Below are 14,995 nucleotides of genomic sequence, written 5' to 3' on the forward strand. Positions count from 1 at the left end.
GCACCGGGAAGGTGCCGCGCCGCCCTGCCCCGCTCGATCAGAAGCTGTAATCGAGCGACACACCCACGGTCCGCGGCTGCATCATCACCGCATTCCAGCGGCGGTACTGCTGCGCGCCGGCGGCAGGAATCGTCCTGCCGGCCGCCACGTAGATGTCCTTGTTGGTGAGGTTGGTGACGAAGAAGCGCACCGTCGTGTTCTGGCTGCTCACTTCGGCAGTCAGGTCAACGGTGGTGTAGCTGGGCAGGTCGAAGGACTGCGTCGCCGCCACCGATGCCGCACGCTCGCCGTAATAGCGCAGCGCGCCACCGACGCTCCAGCCCCATTCGCCGCTCGTCGGGAACTGGTAGTCGGCCTGCAGGCTGCCGGCCCATTCGGGCACCTGCGGCAGCTGGGCACCGGATTCGGCCTGGTTCGGGCCGCCCGGGCGCGCCGGGGGAATCGGCGCGGTCAGCTTCGCGTCGGTGTAGGTCAGGCTGCCGCTCAGGCGCAGGCCGTCGACGGGCATCAGCGCGCCGGTGAATTCAACGCCCTGGCTGCGTGCTTCGCCGCCATTGACGCCATAGGAGATGCCCTGCGCCGTGAGCAGGTTCAAGCGGATGTCATCCCAGTCGATCCGGAAGGCCGCCACTTCCACCAGTGCACGACGATCCCAGAAGTGGCTCTTCAGGCCGGCTTCGTAGTTGATCAGCGTGTCCGACTTGACCTGCGACGGCACCTCCGGGGCGGCCGGCAGGATGGGATTCGGGCTGCCGGCGCGGTAGCCGGTGGCCACGCGCACGTAGGCCATGGTGTCTTCGCCCAGGAACAGGCGCGGGCTGGCGCTCCAGGTGGTCACGCTTTCCGAAGAGTCGGTGATCCGCTGCACCCCGTCACCGCCCAGCGGACCGCCGAGGGTCTGGCGGAATTGCTGGTCATTGCGCGCATGGCGCACGCCCAGGGCCAGATCGAAGCGGTCGGTGAACTTCCAGGTGGCATTGCCGAACAGCGCCTTTTCTTTATACGTGGTCAGCACCGAGGCGGTGAACAGGTCAAGCACCGGATTGAACGCCGGGCTCAGTGCACTGCCGCGCTCGATGTAGGCGGCATCTTCATCAGTATAGAACGCGCCTAGCTGCCATTGCAGGCGACTGTCGCCCTGGGAGGTCAGGCGGAATTCCTGGGTCCACTTCTTCAGTTCGATATCCGTGTCCAGGCCGGCGTATGCCATCACCGGGCCCACGCCGGGCTTCTGGCCCAGCAACGGGATGTACTCCACCGACTGGTCCTGCAGGCGCCAGGAGTTGGATTTCATCCAGCTGCTGGCGGAAGTGAAGTCGGCCCAGCCCAGATCCCAGTCCACCGTCAGGCCGTACACGTCGTACTTGATCGTGCTCGGCTGCAGGAACAGATACTCGTTCGAGTAACCGGGCAGCTTCGGCTTGAAGGTGGCCGGGTCGAGCGCGACCGTCGCGAAATTGTCGCCCTTGTTTTCCTGGCGCATCGCGGTGAGCAGCACGTCCACCGTATCGGAGGCCTTCCACAGCAGCGAAAGGCGGCCGGCGTTCTGGTACACATCGTTGGTGTCGCGGCGATGCAGGACGCTGTTGTCGATCCAGCCCGGACTGGTCTGCTCGGCGTAGCTGGCGCGCAGGGCCAGCTGACCCTTCACCAGCGGCACATTGACGGCGGCGCGCTCGGAATGGCCCACCCGGCCGCCATCGTCGACAACGCGCATCGTGGCGCCGGCGCGGCCCGAGAAGTACTCCAGGTCCGGCCGTTTGGTCACGTATTTGACCACGCCGCCCAGTGCACTGGCACCGTACAGCGTGCCCTGCGGGCCGCGCAGCACTTCCACGTTCTGCACGTCGTACGGCAGCAGGTCGAACATGCCGGAGGTGGCGCCGGACAGTGAGCCATTGGCGGTCAGCGGCACGTCGTCGACGTAGATCGAGGTCGCGGCGGTGTTTCCCATCGGGGTGATGCCGCGGATCGAGATCGTCGAGCGGCCCGGCGCACCGAGGCTGGTGATCTGCAGGCCGGGAACCAGCCCGGCCAGGTCATTCATGTTGTTGACCTGGAGGCGGTCGAGCTGCTCTTCGCTGATGACGCTGATCGACATCGGGATATCGGTGACCACCTCCACGCGTTTCTGCGCGGTCGCGGTCACGGTGCCCAACGTATGTACGTCGTCGCGGTTGGGGTTCTCGGCGGCGACCTGTGCCAGTGCCGTGGCGCTGCAGCCCAGGGCCAGGATGCCTGCAGTGCAGGCCAGCGACAACGCGTTCATTCGGAGCGAACAGTGACTCATGTGATGAGACCTCGGTAGCGAAGCTGGACGCCCACGGCAATGGGCACGGAATGCGGCAGTCAGGGCACCCCGTCGTGCTGGGGTGGGGGCCGGCCTGGCAGTGACGCTCCTGGGATGAATGGCTATGTGTAAGCCCATGTAGGACACAATAGTCCTGTTCAGAGAACTGTCAATCCTGCGTCGCAGCATTGACATGAATTCATGCGCCAGGCGCGCCCCGAACCTCAGCGTCCAGCGCCCCAGACCGCTTCGTCACACCAGATCGTGCCGTCGCGATAGAGCACCCCGGGGGTGCGGTCCTGCTTGAGGAACGTGGGCCCGTCCAAGTCGACGAGATCGCACAACTGCCCGACCACGAAGCCCGGCGCAGCGCCCAGGCTGCTGCAGACCATGCAGCCGACCATGACGCCCAGCTCGGCCTCGCGTGCCGCGGCGGCGATCAGCAGCGCCTCGGTCAGGCCGCCGCATTTGTCGAGCTTGATGTTGAATACGTTGAAGCGACCCTTCAGGCCGTCGACATCGGCCAGGGTGAGCGCGCTTTCATCGGCGGCCAGAGGAATCGGCGACACGAATCCATCCAGATCGGCCTCGCGCCCGCGGGCCAGTGGCTGTTCGATCAGCGCCACATCGGCGTCCACCATCGCAGCCACCAGCCGCTCGAGATCGCCAACCTGGTAACCCTGATTGGCATCGACCCCCAGCCATACCTCGGGGCGCACGGCACGGATCGCTGCGACGCGTGCGATGTCCAGGTCGAGATCACCGGTCAATTTGACCTTGATCGAACGCGCCTGGCGATACGCGACCGCAGCGGCCGCCATGGCCGCCGGCTCATCGGCGCCGACCGTGAAGGTCGTGGGGAGCGGCCGCGGCGGGGGCAGCCCGGCAAGCGCCCAGACGGGCTTGCCCGCCTGCTTCGATTCCAGCTCCCATAGGGCAGCATCCACCGCGTTGCGTGCGCCACCGGCTGGCAGGATCGTGCGCAGTTCCTCGCGCGTGGGGTGTGCCTCGATGGCATCACGCACCGCTTCGAGCTGGATGCGCATGGTCTCGATGTCTTCGCCCAGGTAATAGACGCCGGTCGCCTCACCGCGGCCGATGTGCGTGCCGTCATCCAGGGTGACAAGGCAGGCCAGCCGGCTGTCGAAGACGTGGCTGGCGATGCGGAACGGCGCGGCCAGGCGCAGCGCGTCAACCGCGATGCCGAGGGTGAGGCGGGCCATCAGGCGTTCACTCCGGATGCGGCCACGTCACGCGCCACAGCGGGCGTTGCCAACAGCTTGATCGAGTACATCTGGTTTCCCTGCCTCAAGGTGAGTAATTCTCACATTGAGACATTAGTTCTCCGTAAAGAGAACTGTCAATGGGCGCCGTGTCCGGCGCCCCCTCCCTCGTGACGCGTTACGGATTACTTCGCAGGTACCGGGGCCGGTGCAAGTGCGGCCGCGATCTGCGACAGATACTTGTTCCAGTCGAATTTCTGCCCTTCCGGCGTCCAGCCCAGACGCACGATCACCGCATCCTGCGAAGGAATCACCGCCATGATCTGATGGTTGTGGCCCATCGCCATGAAGGCATCGGGTGGCACGTCCTGCAGCACCTTTCGACCTTCTTCTGCAGCCGCGGGCCGGTTCAACCACAGCTGCGCGCCGTAGGAGGGGCGCGTTGATGCCGGCGTGGGCGTCACCGCGAACTGGAGCCATTCCGGCGACAGCAGCCGCTTGCCACCGGCCTCGCCGTGGTTCAGATGCAGCAGCCCATAGCGTGCCCAATCCCGCGCCGTTGCATATCCATAGGAGCTGCCGACCAGCACACCGGACTCATCCGGCTCGATCAGCGCGCTGCGCATGCCGGCCGGCTCGAACAACCGTGTCTGTGCAAATCGGGTCATGCCCTCCAGAGTGCCGCCGGTGGCCTCGAAGACGATCCGCGACAGGATGTTGGTCGTGCCCGAGGAATAGCTCCAGTGCGTGCCTGGCGCATGTTCAAGCGGCATCGCGGCGGCCAGCGCGCCCATGTCACCGGCTTCGAACAGCATCTTGATCGATTCGTTGCCGGGCTTGTAGCTCTCGACGAAGGCCAACCCGCTCGACATCGTCAGCAACTGGCGCAGTGTGATCGCGCCACGTGGATCGGCTTCGCCCTTCCATTCCGGCACCGGAGCGGGGTCATCCAGCTTGAGCACGCCGTCATCCACCAGCAGGCCAACCAGCGTGCCCATGATGCTTTTGGTGGCCGACCAGCCCAGCATGCGGGTGTTCTGGTTGAAGCCGGGCGCGTAACGCTCGGCAACGATCGCCCCACCCTGCACCACTACGATCGCACGGGTGTCCGGGTAACCGCCCACGTTCTGCTCATCGAAGGCCGCACTCACGGCCGCGTCCAGTGCGGCACGGTCGAGCTTCGCTTCTGCGGCGGCCTGCAGCGCCGGCACCGGGCGGTCGCCCTGCGGCCACGGCCGCGCCGCCAGTGGCGATAGTGGCGTGAGCTGGGCCGCCTGGGCCTTGAGCGCGGTGAGCGGCACGTCGCCCGTGGTCAGCGTGCAGCCGACCGCCGGGCGATGCAACGCCGTCCGGGTGGCCGTACCAGGCGCGGAGGCGGTGACCGTGCCTGCCTTGCGATCGACCGCCAGCGCCACCGTCCTGGTGAACGGCGCCAGTGCGTGGATGTCATCGCGCAGCACGTCGGCCTCAGCGCGGTTGGCCACGAAAATGCCGGCGCAGGCGATCTGTGCCGAGACCGCGGTGCCCAGATCCTCCGCGCTGGTGATCGGTGGTGCGGCGGCCAGTGCCGGCGCGGAGGCGGCGAGCGCCAGAGAGAGAAGACTCCAGCCGGAGGCGTGTCGGATCATGAGGTGTTTCCTGTGTCTGTTGAGGCGCGCACGTGGATCACCGCGCGCGGCATGGGTGGCGCAGCGCAGAGCCCGCCCGGGCGCCGGTGTGCTTGCCGCCCTCGAAGCTCACCACACCGTTGACGATCACGGTTTCGATGCCGGTCGGCGCGCCGGCGGGCGCATCCCAGCTCGCCACATCGTCCAGCGTGTCCAGATCGAACAGCACGATATCGGCGCGCATGCCCTCGCGGATCAACCCGCGATCGCTCAACCCCATCCGCTGTGCGGGCCAGCTGGTCATCTTGCGGACCGCGTCTTCCAGCGTCAGCACATGGCGCCGCTTGACGTACTCGGCGAGGATGCGTGGGAAAGTGCCGTACGCGCGCGGGTGCGGCAGGCCGATGGCACCGTCGCTGCCGTAGTTCACCGCCGCGGCGGCATCACTGCCGATGCTGACCCAGGGTTGGCGCAGCGCGAGCTGCACATCCTCTTCGCTGATCATGAAATACAGCGCGACCGCCCGGTTGGGCAGCCCTTCAAGCGCGATGTCCCAGGCCGCATCGGCCGGATCCAGATTCAGCTCGGCACCGATCTCGGCCAGCGTCTTGCCATGGAAGCGACGGTACTTGTCACTGAAGCTGTTGGCCAGGCGCACGTTCTGGAAGCCACCCGATGCATGCACCAGGTTCGACCAGCCCGGCATCGAACCGGCGGCGACCTCCTTCTTCATGCGCTCGCGCACCTTGGGATCGCGCACGCGCTCGATACCTTTCTCAAGCCCGTCGGCCCAGACCCAGCTCGGCGCGATGATTTCCAGCCCGGTGCCGCCGGCGGTGTACGGATACAGATCGGCGGCTACATCGACGCCACGGTCGCGGGCGGCATTGATCGTCGCCAGTGCCTGCGGCATCAGCTTGCCCCACTCCGGCGCATAGGCAGCCTTCAAGTGGAAGATCTCCACCTTGACCCCGCCCTTCTCACCAATCTCGATCGCTTCCTCGATCGCCTTGACCACGCCCTCGCTCTCATCACGCATATGCGTGGCGTAGAAGCCGTCGCATTGCGCGGCCACCTTGGCCAGCGAGACCAGGTCCGAGGTGCTCTGAAAGCTGCTGGGTGCATAGATCAAGGCGCTGGAGATACCGAACGCGCCGGCCTCCATCGCGATCTTCACCTGCTCGCCCATGGCATCCAGCTGCTTGCTGGTCGGCGCACCGGCGGCATCGCCCATGACATGCACGCGGGCCTGGGTGGAGGAGTAGTACGTGCCGAAGTTGACCGCGATACCCTGGGTTTCAAGCTGCTTGAAGTAGCCCGGCATGCCCGCCGCAGGCACCGGCGGTCCGCCCTCGCCGCCGATCAGCGTGGTCACGCCCATCCGCAGCTTGTTCTCCGCCGCGCCATCCTTGAGCAGCGCCGCGCCGGATTGATCCATCATGTCGATGAAGCCCGGCGACACATAGCGCCCCGTCGCGTCGATCTCGCGGGTGCCCTGCCCGGGGACCTGACCCACCCGGACCACGCGCCCCTCCTTGACCGCCACATCGGCACGGACCCACGGATTGCCGGCGCCGTCGAGGACGCGTCCACCGCGGATCACCAGGTCATAGTCGGCGGCGGCCGCATTGGCGGCGAACAGCATCGATACGCCCGCCCAGAGCAGGGTGCGCTTCATCATTTCATCTCCTTGTCGGTGCGCGCCTGCGCACGCACGTCATCCACGACCTCGCGAACCGCATCCACGACGCGGTCAGGCTGATCGATCTGGATGTAGTGACCGGAATCGCTCACGATCTGTTGCTGCCCACGGCTGGACAGGGCTGCCTGCTCGGCATGCAGGGTGCGCCATTCCTGCTTGAACCGCGCGCCCTCCTCCGCCGTCAGGCCCATCTTCTTCAGCTCGTCGGGCTTGAACGGTTTCAACGCGGTCAGCACGATCACCGGGCGGTCGCCAAACGACGTGACCGCGCGGGCATCGTCCATGGTGCTGTCGAAGCCGTCGAGTTCAGCGGTCGCGCCCGTGACCGAGGCACTGGAGAAGGCAGTGATCTCCGCGGCCTCATCCTTCGGGCGTGGGCCATGATCGGCGCGCGAGAACAGGAAGCGCACCAGGCCGGTCCGCGATAGTGTGGTGGCCGTATGCATCAACAGCGACACCTTCTTCGGGTGGACATCGATGCTCACCACACTGCCGAGCCGGGCGATCTGATCCGGGTGCGAGGGGTCGACCATCACCAGCCCGGCAACCTGCTCGCCGTAGCGCCCCACATAGGTGCGGATGTACGGCCCGCCGATGGAGTGGCCGACCAGCACCAGCGGATCGGTGATGCCCGCGCCTTTCAACAGGGCATGCAGGTCCTCGGCCACGGCCGACGCACGCTGCGGGGTGTCCTTGGCATCGCTGCGCATGATGCCGGCGCGGTCGTAGGCACAGGCGCGGGTGAAGCCGGCGATCCGGTCGTGCACCCGGGTCCAGTCCATCGTGCCGCCCGTGCCGAGGCCGGACTCGAAGATCACGGTCGGGGTGCCACTGCCGCGACACTCGATATGCATCTGGCGTCCGCCGATATCGACCATCTGGCCGCGCAGCGGGTGGTCCACCTCTGCATTGCGGCGCGCCAGCGCCTCGTACACCACCCCGACCAGGGTGAGAAGGATCACGAGCGCGAGCAGACCCAGCAGGATCCACTTCACCCATCGCCAAAACCGCCGCCAACCCTTTACTGCTGTCATGTCGTGCTCTCTTGAATGGCGTACTGAAGCGCGTGCCGCCCCGCGGATCCGGCCCGGGGAGCGTTCAAGGGAGGACTGACCCATGCGGCAGGCAATCATCCCGAATGGGATATAAACGTCCTGATGGGAGAATTGTCAATGTGCGGTGCGCCACCCCGCGGTCGTTTGGGGCGAGGTTGAGCGCGCAGATCGCACGGGGGCAAAGACGATGGCGGTATCAATGCCGGGCTGATCGCCTTATTCGGCGGGCGGAATCGCCGGGAGGTGCATGGTGTCGACGGGCCTCTGCCGCCCGCCGATCTCGAACTTCACCGGCATCCGGATACGACCGGCCACCGGCATCCGCACGCGTTGGCGTTCTCCGCTTTGCAATGCAGTTCAGCCAGGCTGACCCGGGCATTGGCCACGGTGCAGCTCTCGTCCAACATGGGCTGTGCCGATGCAGTTGTGGCGGCGAGGTAGATAATGACGGCCAACGTGCCTGCAGTGATGTAGCGCTTGTCCACGGTCAGTCCATTGATGGGCAAAGACAACAAGGGTACCGACATGTGTGAAGACCCGCACTTCACGCGGCGCACACTACCCTCTTGCCGTCACACCCCCATGGAGCTGCCCCCTCGTGAGCCGGCAATGGCCGCCAACGCGCGCGTTAAAAGGACTTACCAGTCTCCCCCTGATCCTCTGCAGTGCGTTTGCAGCCGCCCAGGTCGCGCCCGACGGCGCTGCAATCCCGGCATTGGACTGGCAACAGTCGCACCAGCGGCTGGAGCAGGTCTCCGATGCCTTGGCCGCCGCGGACGCGTCGGTGCGCAACAAGCAGGACCTGCAGGACGCCACCCGGCTGCTGCGCCTGCCGGAGATCACCGGTGAAGTGCGCCGCCTGCAGTTCCAGAAGACGCTGACCCTGCCCCTCGGTTCGCTGGCCCCGGTGGCCGAGGCGTTCGGTATCGACTCGCCGCTGCAGTTCACCGAGCGCGATTGGCGCACCCGCCCGGTGGTCACGGCGGTGTTGCCGCTGTACACCGGTGGGTTGATCCCTGCCGCCCAGCAGGCCGCGGCAGGCGCGACCGACCAGGCCAGCGCCGAGCGCGAATCGCAGCGCCAGTCGCTGAGCGTGCAGCTGGTCCAGGCCTATTTCGGCCAGCGTCTTGCCGAGCAGGCCGTAGACGTGCGCCGCGAGGTGCGCGATGGGCTGCAGCGTCACCTTGATGATGCGATGAAGCTGGAACGCGAGGGCTTCGCCACCCGCGCCCAGCGGCTGCAGGCCAACGTGGCCCGCGACAAGGCCGAGCGCGAGTATCAGAAATCGCTGAATGATCTGCAGACCCTGAAAGCGGCACTGGCCACGCTGTTGCGCAGCGGCGGTGAAGTCCGGCCGCTGTCGCCTCTGTTCGTGCATCGCGCGCCGATCGGTGCGCTGCCCACCTTCGAACGCGATGCACAGGCCCGGCAGCCGCAGATTGCCCGGCTGCGGGCCGTGGTGGCGCAGGCCGAACAAGGCGTGCGTGTGCAGCAGGCCAAGCTCAAGCCAACCATCTTCCTGTTCGGCCAGTACGATTTCCGCCGCCGCGACGAGATGCTCACCGACCCGGACTGGGCATTCGGCATCGGCCTGAAGTACACCTTCCTCTCCCCCACCTCGCGCCCCGCCCAGATCAGCGCCGCCCGCGCGCAGCAGGATCAGGCCGAAGCCGGCCTGCGCGAGGCCGAGAACCAGGTGACGCTGGGCGTGCGCAAGGCCTGGTACGAACTGGATACCGCCCGCCAGCAGTACCTGCTGCTGGACAGCAGCATCGAACAGAACCGCGAAAACCTGCGCCTGCAGGAGCTGGCCTTCCGCGAGGGCCAGGCCACCTCGCTGGATGTGATCGATGCACGCCTGGGGCTGGGCGGCGCGCAGGTGGAACGCGCACAGGCTGCCTATCAATATGACGTGGCGCTGGCCCAGCTGTTGGAGATCAGTGGACAGATGGACCGATATGAAGAATTCCGCCGCCGGGGCGACGAGGTGATCACGCATGAATGACACATTGCAGGCACCGGCCGACGCGCCGCCGCCGAAAAAACGCAAGGTCGGCCTCCTCATCGGGCTGGTGCTGGCGATCGTGGTGGTGGTCGGGCTGTGGCTGGCCTGGCGCACCCCGGCCGAACAGTTGCAGGGCATGGCCGACGCCGACACCATCAACGTGGCCGCGAAGATCACCGCCCGGCTGGCCGAGCTGAAGGTACGCGAGGGTGACCGGGTCGCCGCCGGTCAGGTGCTGTTCGTGCTGGACAGCCCGGAAGTCGCTGCCAAGGAGGAACAGGCGCACGGTGCACTCGAAGCGGCGCGTGCGGTGGCCGACAAAGCCGATGAAGGCGCGCGCAGCGAGGACATCCGCGCCGCGCAGGCCAACTGGAAACGTGCCGAGGCCGGTGCCACCCTGGCCGATGCGACCTATCAGCGCGTGCAGAACCTCTTCAACGAAGGGGTGATGACCCGCCAGAAACGTGACGAAGCACTGGCCCAGGCGCGCAGCTCGCGCGAGCTGGCCAATGCCGCACGCGCCCAGTACGACCAGGCACTGGCGGGCGCACGCGACCAGGACAAGCGCGCCGCACAGGGTCAGGTGCGCCAGGCGCAGGGCGCGGTTGCCGAAGTGAACGCCGCCCGCGAGGAGGTCAATGGCCGCGCGCCCGTGGCCGGCGAGATCAACAAGCGCATGTCGGATATCGGCGAGCTGGTGCCGGCCGGCTACCCGGTCTTCACGCTGGTCGACATCGACCGCATGTGGGTCTCGGTGAACCTGCGCGAATCGCAGATGCGGGGCCTGAAGGTCGGCGCCCGTCTGCGTGGCACGGTGCCCGCGCTGGATCGTGATGCGGAATTCGAGGTGTATTTCATCAATCCCGCCGGTGACTACGCCACGTGGCGTGCCACCCGGCAGTCCTCCGGGTATGACGTGCGCAGCTTCGAAATCCGGCTGCGCCCGGTCGCCCCGGTGGAAGGCTTCCGCCCCGGGATGAGCGTGTTGTTCGGGTGGCCGCAGGGATGAGCCGGCCGGTGTGGGCGAGCGCTGCGGCGTCGTTCCAGCGCGAGCTTCAGCACCTGCGCCGCGATCGTGCCGATCTGCTGCTGGTCACCCTGCTGCCGGCGCTGATGCTGGGCGTGATGGCCTGGCTGTTTGCCGCCTCGGTGATGCGCGATATCCCCATCGCCATCGTCGACCTGGACCGCAGCGCGGAAAGCAGACAGCTGGCCCGCATGCTCGATGCCAGCCCCGGCGTCAGCGTGGCCAGCCAGCCGTCCAGCCTGGCCGAGGCGCAATCGCAGCTGCGCCGGTTGGACGTCTTTGCAGTCGTACTGGTGCCGCGCGATGCCACGCGGCAGGCACTGCGCGGCGAACAGGGCACGGTGTTCGCGTACTACAACGCCACCTACCTCACCACCGGCCAATCGGCCGTGCGCGATATCGTCGAAGCGGTCAGCGCCTGGAATGCGCGGCTGCTGGGCGAGCGCATCGGCAAGCAGGTGGGCCCGGGCAAGCTGCGCGCGCCGCCGATCGCGGTGCAGTCGGACATCCTGCACAACCCGGCGCGCAGCTATGAGTTGTTCCTGCTGCCCTTGCTGTTCCCGGCCGTGCTGTCGCTGGGGCTGGCATTGACGGTCGCGGCCAGTCTGGGGCGCGAAGTGCGTGACGGGCACCTGCGCGAATGGCTCGGCGATGCCCCATGGTCGGCGATCGCCGGCAAGGTCGTGCCGTACGTGCTGCTGTTCTCGGTCTACGGTGCGCTCGGGGTGCTTTACCTTGCCCTGCTCCGTGGCGACGGCATCGCCGGCAGTGCCCTGCTGCTGATGTTGGGGCAACCGCTGTTCTACCTGGCCTGCGCGGCGGTGGCTCTGCTGTTTGTCGGGCTCACCCGTGACATGGGCACGTCACTGTCGGCGATCGGCTTGAGCATCGGCACCGCGCTGGCGTTTTCCGGCGCCACCTTCCCGGTGGTCGATGCGCCGCTGTTCACCCGTATCTGGAATCTCCTGCTGCCGCTGACCGCCTACGTGAAGCTGCAGACCCAGCAGCAGTTCGTGGGCGCGCCGTGGAGTGTCTCGCTGTGGCCGCTGGGCACGCTGCTGCTGATGGTGCTGGTGGCCGGTGGCATCGGTGGCTGGCGATTGATGGCGGCCGCGCGCAACGCCGATCCGGTGCTGCCGGGTGCACCGCGCGAGACCCGTGCATGAAGCGCTTCGTCGACAGCCTGCGCCTGACCCTGCGCACGGTGCTTACCGATCGCTATGCCGTCGTGCTGATGGTCGGCGCGGTAGTGCTGTACTCGTTCTTCTACCCGGCCGCCTACCGCCACCAGGTGGCCAGCAACCTGCCCATCGTGGTGGTCGACCATGATCAGAGCGCCACCAGTCGGGAATTGCTGCGCCGGGTGGACGCGCTGCACACGGTACGCATCGTGGATCAGCCGGCCAGCATCGACCAGGCCCGCGACGAGATGGAGGCCGGCAGGGCCGAGGGCATTCTGCTGATTCCGGCCAACCTTGAACGGGACGTCCTGCGCGGCGGCCACGGCTATCTGGTGTTGATGGGCAACGGTGCCTACCTTGGCCGCGCCAGTTGGGTGCTCGGCGGCGTGGCCGAGGCCCTGACCGCGTTCGCGCGCGAGGCGGCCGTGTCCCAGGCGGCGTTCATGGGGGCACCCCAGGCACCGCCGATCACGTTGGTGCAGCGGCCGCTGTTCAACACGCAGGAAGGGTACGGCAGCGCCATCGTGCCCGGCGTGGCCGAGCTGATCGTGCATCAGACGCTGCTGATGGGCATCGGCGTGCTGCTTGGCGCCCGGCGGTTGGCGCTGGGTCGGCGCCTGCGTTTCGATCTGCCCACATTGGCCGGCATGGCGGTGGGCTTCGGTGCCATCGGCCTGCTCGGGCTGCTCTATTACGCCGGTTTCACCGCGTGGGTGCAGGATTACCCGCGCGGTGGCAATCCACTCGGGCAGCTGCTGGGCGGCACCTTGTTCATCGCCGCCACGGTGGCATTCGGTTTGTTCGTCGGCAGTTTCTTCGCTACCCGCGAGCGTGCGTTCCAGGTCGTGATCGCCTGCTCGATACCGTTGTTCTTCCTGGCCAACCTGTCCTGGCCGGCGGTCACTTCGCCGCCGGCGCTGGTCGCGCTGGCGCACCTGCTGCCCACCACCCCCGGCATCAACCTGATGGTGCGGTTGAATCAGATGGATGCCCGCCTGGGTGAAGTCAGCCACGAGCTCTGGACATTGCTCGCGCTGCTGGTGCTGTACGGGGGCCTGGCGATATGGCGGCTGGGTGCCCGCAGGTCGAACTGATCCTGGGCCTCGCTGGAGGCCTCGCGCTGCTAGATGAGCACCTGCCGGGTGCTGCGCAGGAAGTGATGGATCTCTTTCTCCACCGATTCATCCAGCATGTAGACCGGCCGCTGGCCGTTGGGGCAGCGCAGGCTCGGAGTCGTCCCGAACATGCGGCAGATCAAGGGACGTTCTTCGTAGACCTCACAGCCCTGCTTGCCCAGATAGGGACAGCTCAGGTCCGCCAGCGCGGCAGCGTGCTCGGCATCGCTCTTGACCGGCAGCCGCGCCACTTCTTCGCTGGAGGCGGTGACCGGGCCACAACAGTCCGTACACCCCACGATGCAGCGGAAGGTGGGGATCTGGTCGCGCAGACGCTGGATCGCGTCGCGGGTGGCGTAAGGCATTGCGATGGGCCTTGGAACGGCGTCGGCGGTGGGCCATTTTAACGCGTTGGCAAACGCGACGTATCCAGGGTGCTTCATCTGGGCGCGCAGGCGTGATCCCCTCGTCCGCTGGGTATGATGTCGCGTTCGCCAAGCTGTGTGCCCAAGCAACCCCTCCATGCACGCCCCCACACCCTCCCTGATCATCTGGATAGTGACCGCCGTTGCCACCAGCGGCGTCATCTTCCGTCCCTGGCGGATCCCCGAGTATGTCTGGGCACTGGGCGCTGCCGTGCTGCTGGTCGCGACCGGGCTGGTGCCCATCCCCACGGCCATCGCGGCGGTCGCTGAAGGCGGCGATGTCTACCTGTTCCTGATCGGCATGATGGTGCTGGCCGAGCTGGCGCGTCACGAAGGCCTGTTCGACTGGCTGGCCATGTATGCCGTCCAGCATGCCAAGGGGTCTGGACGGCGCCTGTTTGACCTGGTCTTCCTGGTCGGCACGCTGGTGACCATTTTCCTTTCCAACGACGCCACCGCCGTGGTGCTCACACCGGCGGTTTACGCGGCCTGCAAAGCGGCCCGCGCCAATCCCCTGCCCTACCTGTTCGTCTGCGCGTTCATCGCCAACGCAGCCAGCTTCGTGCTGCCGATCTCCAACCCCGCCAACCTGGTGGTGTTCGGCAGCCACATGCCCTCGCTGCCGGAGTGGCTGCGGCAGTTCAGTCTGCCGTCGCTGGCCGCGATCTTGATGACGTACCTGGTGCTGCGTTTGGCTCAGCGCCGTGAGATCGCGCACCCGCTGGCGGAGCGGATCGAGCACCGCGCCCTGTCCGAGGGCGGTCGCCTGTGCGCCATCGGTATCGGGCTCACCGGCATCGTGCTGCTGGCGACCTCGGCGATGAACGGCCCGCTCGGCTTGACCACCTTCTGCGCCGGTGCGCTCACGTTGGCGGCGGTTCGCCTGCGCCAGCGGCGCAGTGCCATGCCGATACTTCGGCACGTCGCCTGGGGGGTGCTCCCGCTGGTGGCAGGCTTGTTCGTGCTGGTCGAAGCCGTCGCGCAGACCGGCGTGATCCGCACGGCCGCGCATGCATTGGAAGCACTCGCACGAACCTCGCCGAGCGAGGCCGGCTGGGCTGCGGGTATTGCCGCCGCCATGGCGAGCAATCTGGCCAACAACCTGCCCATCGGGCTGGTCGCCGGATCACTGGGGCAGATGGCTGATTTGCCGGCGCAGACGCGCGCGGCGCTGCTGATCGGCGTGGATCTCGGGCCGAACCTGTCGGTCACCGGCTCGCTCGCCACGATGCTGTGGCTGGTCGCGCTGCGGCGGGAGGGCGAGAACGTCAGCGCCCTGCAGTTCTTCAAACTGGGGGTACTGGTGATGCCGCCGGCGCTGATCGCGGCGTTGCTGCTGCTGTAGCGATGCTGATGCGCTAACGG

At 67.0% G+C, this 14,995-nt stretch carries 12 protein-coding genes; 5 read left to right on the forward strand and 7 right to left on the reverse strand.

Features of this window, described 5'->3' with window-relative positions:
* Window positions 1-37: 37 nt before the first annotated feature.
* The 6 genes from QMX81_RS06915 to QMX81_RS06940 all read right to left on the reverse strand — a co-directional run bounded on the left by QMX81_RS06915 (window position 38) and on the right by QMX81_RS06940 (window position 8,362).
* On the reverse strand, window positions 38-2,290 hold the full coding sequence (locus tag QMX81_RS06915; protein ID WP_282259976.1) for a TonB-dependent receptor: 2,253 nt from the start codon (window positions 2,288-2,290) through the stop codon (window positions 38-40).
* A gap of 224 nt (window positions 2,291-2,514) precedes the next feature.
* Window positions 2,515-3,513, reverse strand: coding sequence for a dipeptide epimerase (locus QMX81_RS06920; protein WP_121036855.1), 999 nt, complete (start codon window positions 3,511-3,513; stop codon window positions 2,515-2,517).
* A gap of 185 nt (window positions 3,514-3,698) precedes the next feature.
* The gene (locus tag QMX81_RS06925; protein ID WP_282259980.1) at window positions 3,699-5,141 is read right to left on the reverse strand and encodes a serine hydrolase; all 1,443 of its coding nucleotides are present in this window, start codon (window positions 5,139-5,141) and stop codon (window positions 3,699-3,701) included.
* Between the two features lie 37 nt (window positions 5,142-5,178).
* Window positions 5,179-6,798 carry a D-aminoacylase gene (locus QMX81_RS06930; RefSeq protein ID WP_282259982.1) on the reverse strand — a complete coding sequence of 540 codons (1,620 nt, stop codon included), beginning with the start codon at window positions 6,796-6,798 and terminating at the stop codon, window positions 5,179-5,181.
* Window positions 6,798-7,817: an alpha/beta hydrolase gene (locus QMX81_RS06935; protein WP_282259984.1), complete on the reverse strand. Its 1,020-nt coding sequence runs from the start codon at window positions 7,815-7,817 to the stop codon at window positions 6,798-6,800. The genes QMX81_RS06930 and QMX81_RS06935 overlap by 1 nt, the downstream gene beginning before the upstream one ends.
* A gap of 347 nt (window positions 7,818-8,164) precedes the next feature.
* Window positions 8,165-8,362 (reverse strand): hypothetical protein, encoded by a 198-nt coding sequence (locus tag QMX81_RS06940; RefSeq protein ID WP_282259986.1) that lies wholly within the window; start codon window positions 8,360-8,362, stop codon window positions 8,165-8,167.
* Between the two features lie 167 nt (window positions 8,363-8,529).
* On the opposite strand from QMX81_RS06940, the gene QMX81_RS06945 reads away from it, so the two are divergent.
* Genes QMX81_RS06945 through QMX81_RS06960 form a run of 4 tightly spaced genes read left to right on the forward strand, consistent with a single transcriptional unit; the run spans window position 8,530 to window position 13,184 of the window.
* Window positions 8,530-9,882, forward strand: coding sequence for a TolC family protein (locus QMX81_RS06945; protein ID WP_282260069.1), 1,353 nt, complete (start codon window positions 8,530-8,532; stop codon window positions 9,880-9,882).
* Complete coding sequence (locus QMX81_RS06950) at window positions 9,875-10,891, forward strand: efflux RND transporter periplasmic adaptor subunit (RefSeq protein WP_121036860.1); 1,017 nt, start codon at window positions 9,875-9,877, stop codon at window positions 10,889-10,891. The genes QMX81_RS06945 and QMX81_RS06950 overlap by 8 nt, the downstream gene beginning before the upstream one ends.
* On the forward strand, window positions 10,888-12,075 hold the full coding sequence (locus tag QMX81_RS06955; RefSeq protein ID WP_121036861.1) for an ABC transporter permease: 1,188 nt from the start codon (window positions 10,888-10,890) through the stop codon (window positions 12,073-12,075). Before QMX81_RS06950 ends, QMX81_RS06955 begins: the two co-directional genes overlap by 4 nt.
* Window positions 12,072-13,184, forward strand: coding sequence for an ABC transporter permease (locus QMX81_RS06960; protein ID WP_152153148.1), 1,113 nt, complete (start codon window positions 12,072-12,074; stop codon window positions 13,182-13,184). The genes QMX81_RS06955 and QMX81_RS06960 overlap by 4 nt, the downstream gene beginning before the upstream one ends.
* Window positions 13,185-13,213: 29 nt before the next feature.
* On the opposite strand, the gene QMX81_RS06965 is transcribed toward QMX81_RS06960, so the two are convergent.
* Window positions 13,214-13,570 (reverse strand): YkgJ family cysteine cluster protein, encoded by a 357-nt coding sequence (locus tag QMX81_RS06965; protein ID WP_282259992.1) that lies wholly within the window; start codon window positions 13,568-13,570, stop codon window positions 13,214-13,216.
* A gap of 157 nt (window positions 13,571-13,727) precedes the next feature.
* Here QMX81_RS06965 and QMX81_RS06970 point away from each other — a divergent pair, with 157 nt between their 5' ends.
* Window positions 13,728-14,975 carry an arsenic transporter gene (locus QMX81_RS06970; protein WP_282259994.1) on the forward strand — a complete coding sequence of 416 codons (1,248 nt, stop codon included), beginning with the start codon at window positions 13,728-13,730 and terminating at the stop codon, window positions 14,973-14,975.
* Window positions 14,976-14,995: the final 20 nt, after the last annotated feature.

This window comes from Stenotrophomonas sp. PS02301 (assembly GCF_029959485.1).
Classification (GTDB): domain Bacteria; phylum Pseudomonadota; class Gammaproteobacteria; order Xanthomonadales; family Xanthomonadaceae; genus Stenotrophomonas; species Stenotrophomonas maltophilia_Z.

Coding starts and splice junctions, on each gene's coding strand:
- QMX81_RS06915 (WP_282259976.1), bottom strand. CDS start 2,290: ATGAGTCACTGTTCGCTCCGAATGAACGCGTTGTCGCTGGCCTGCACT.
- QMX81_RS06920 (WP_121036855.1), bottom strand. CDS start 3,513: ATGGCCCGCCTCACCCTCGGCATCGCGGTTGACGCGCTGCGCCTGGCC.
- QMX81_RS06925 (WP_282259980.1), bottom strand. CDS start 5,141: ATGATCCGACACGCCTCCGGCTGGAGTCTTCTCTCTCTGGCGCTCGCC.
- QMX81_RS06930 (WP_282259982.1), bottom strand. CDS start 6,798: ATGAAGCGCACCCTGCTCTGGGCGGGCGTATCGATGCTGTTCGCCGCC.
- QMX81_RS06950 (WP_121036860.1), top strand. CDS start 9,875: ATGAATGACACATTGCAGGCACCGGCCGACGCGCCGCCGCCGAAAAAA.
- QMX81_RS06955 (WP_121036861.1), top strand. CDS start 10,888: ATGAGCCGGCCGGTGTGGGCGAGCGCTGCGGCGTCGTTCCAGCGCGAG.
- QMX81_RS06960 (WP_152153148.1), top strand. CDS start 12,072: ATGAAGCGCTTCGTCGACAGCCTGCGCCTGACCCTGCGCACGGTGCTT.
- QMX81_RS06965 (WP_282259992.1), bottom strand. CDS start 13,570: ATGCCTTACGCCACCCGCGACGCGATCCAGCGTCTGCGCGACCAGATC.
- QMX81_RS06970 (WP_282259994.1), top strand. CDS start 13,728: ATGCACGCCCCCACACCCTCCCTGATCATCTGGATAGTGACCGCCGTT.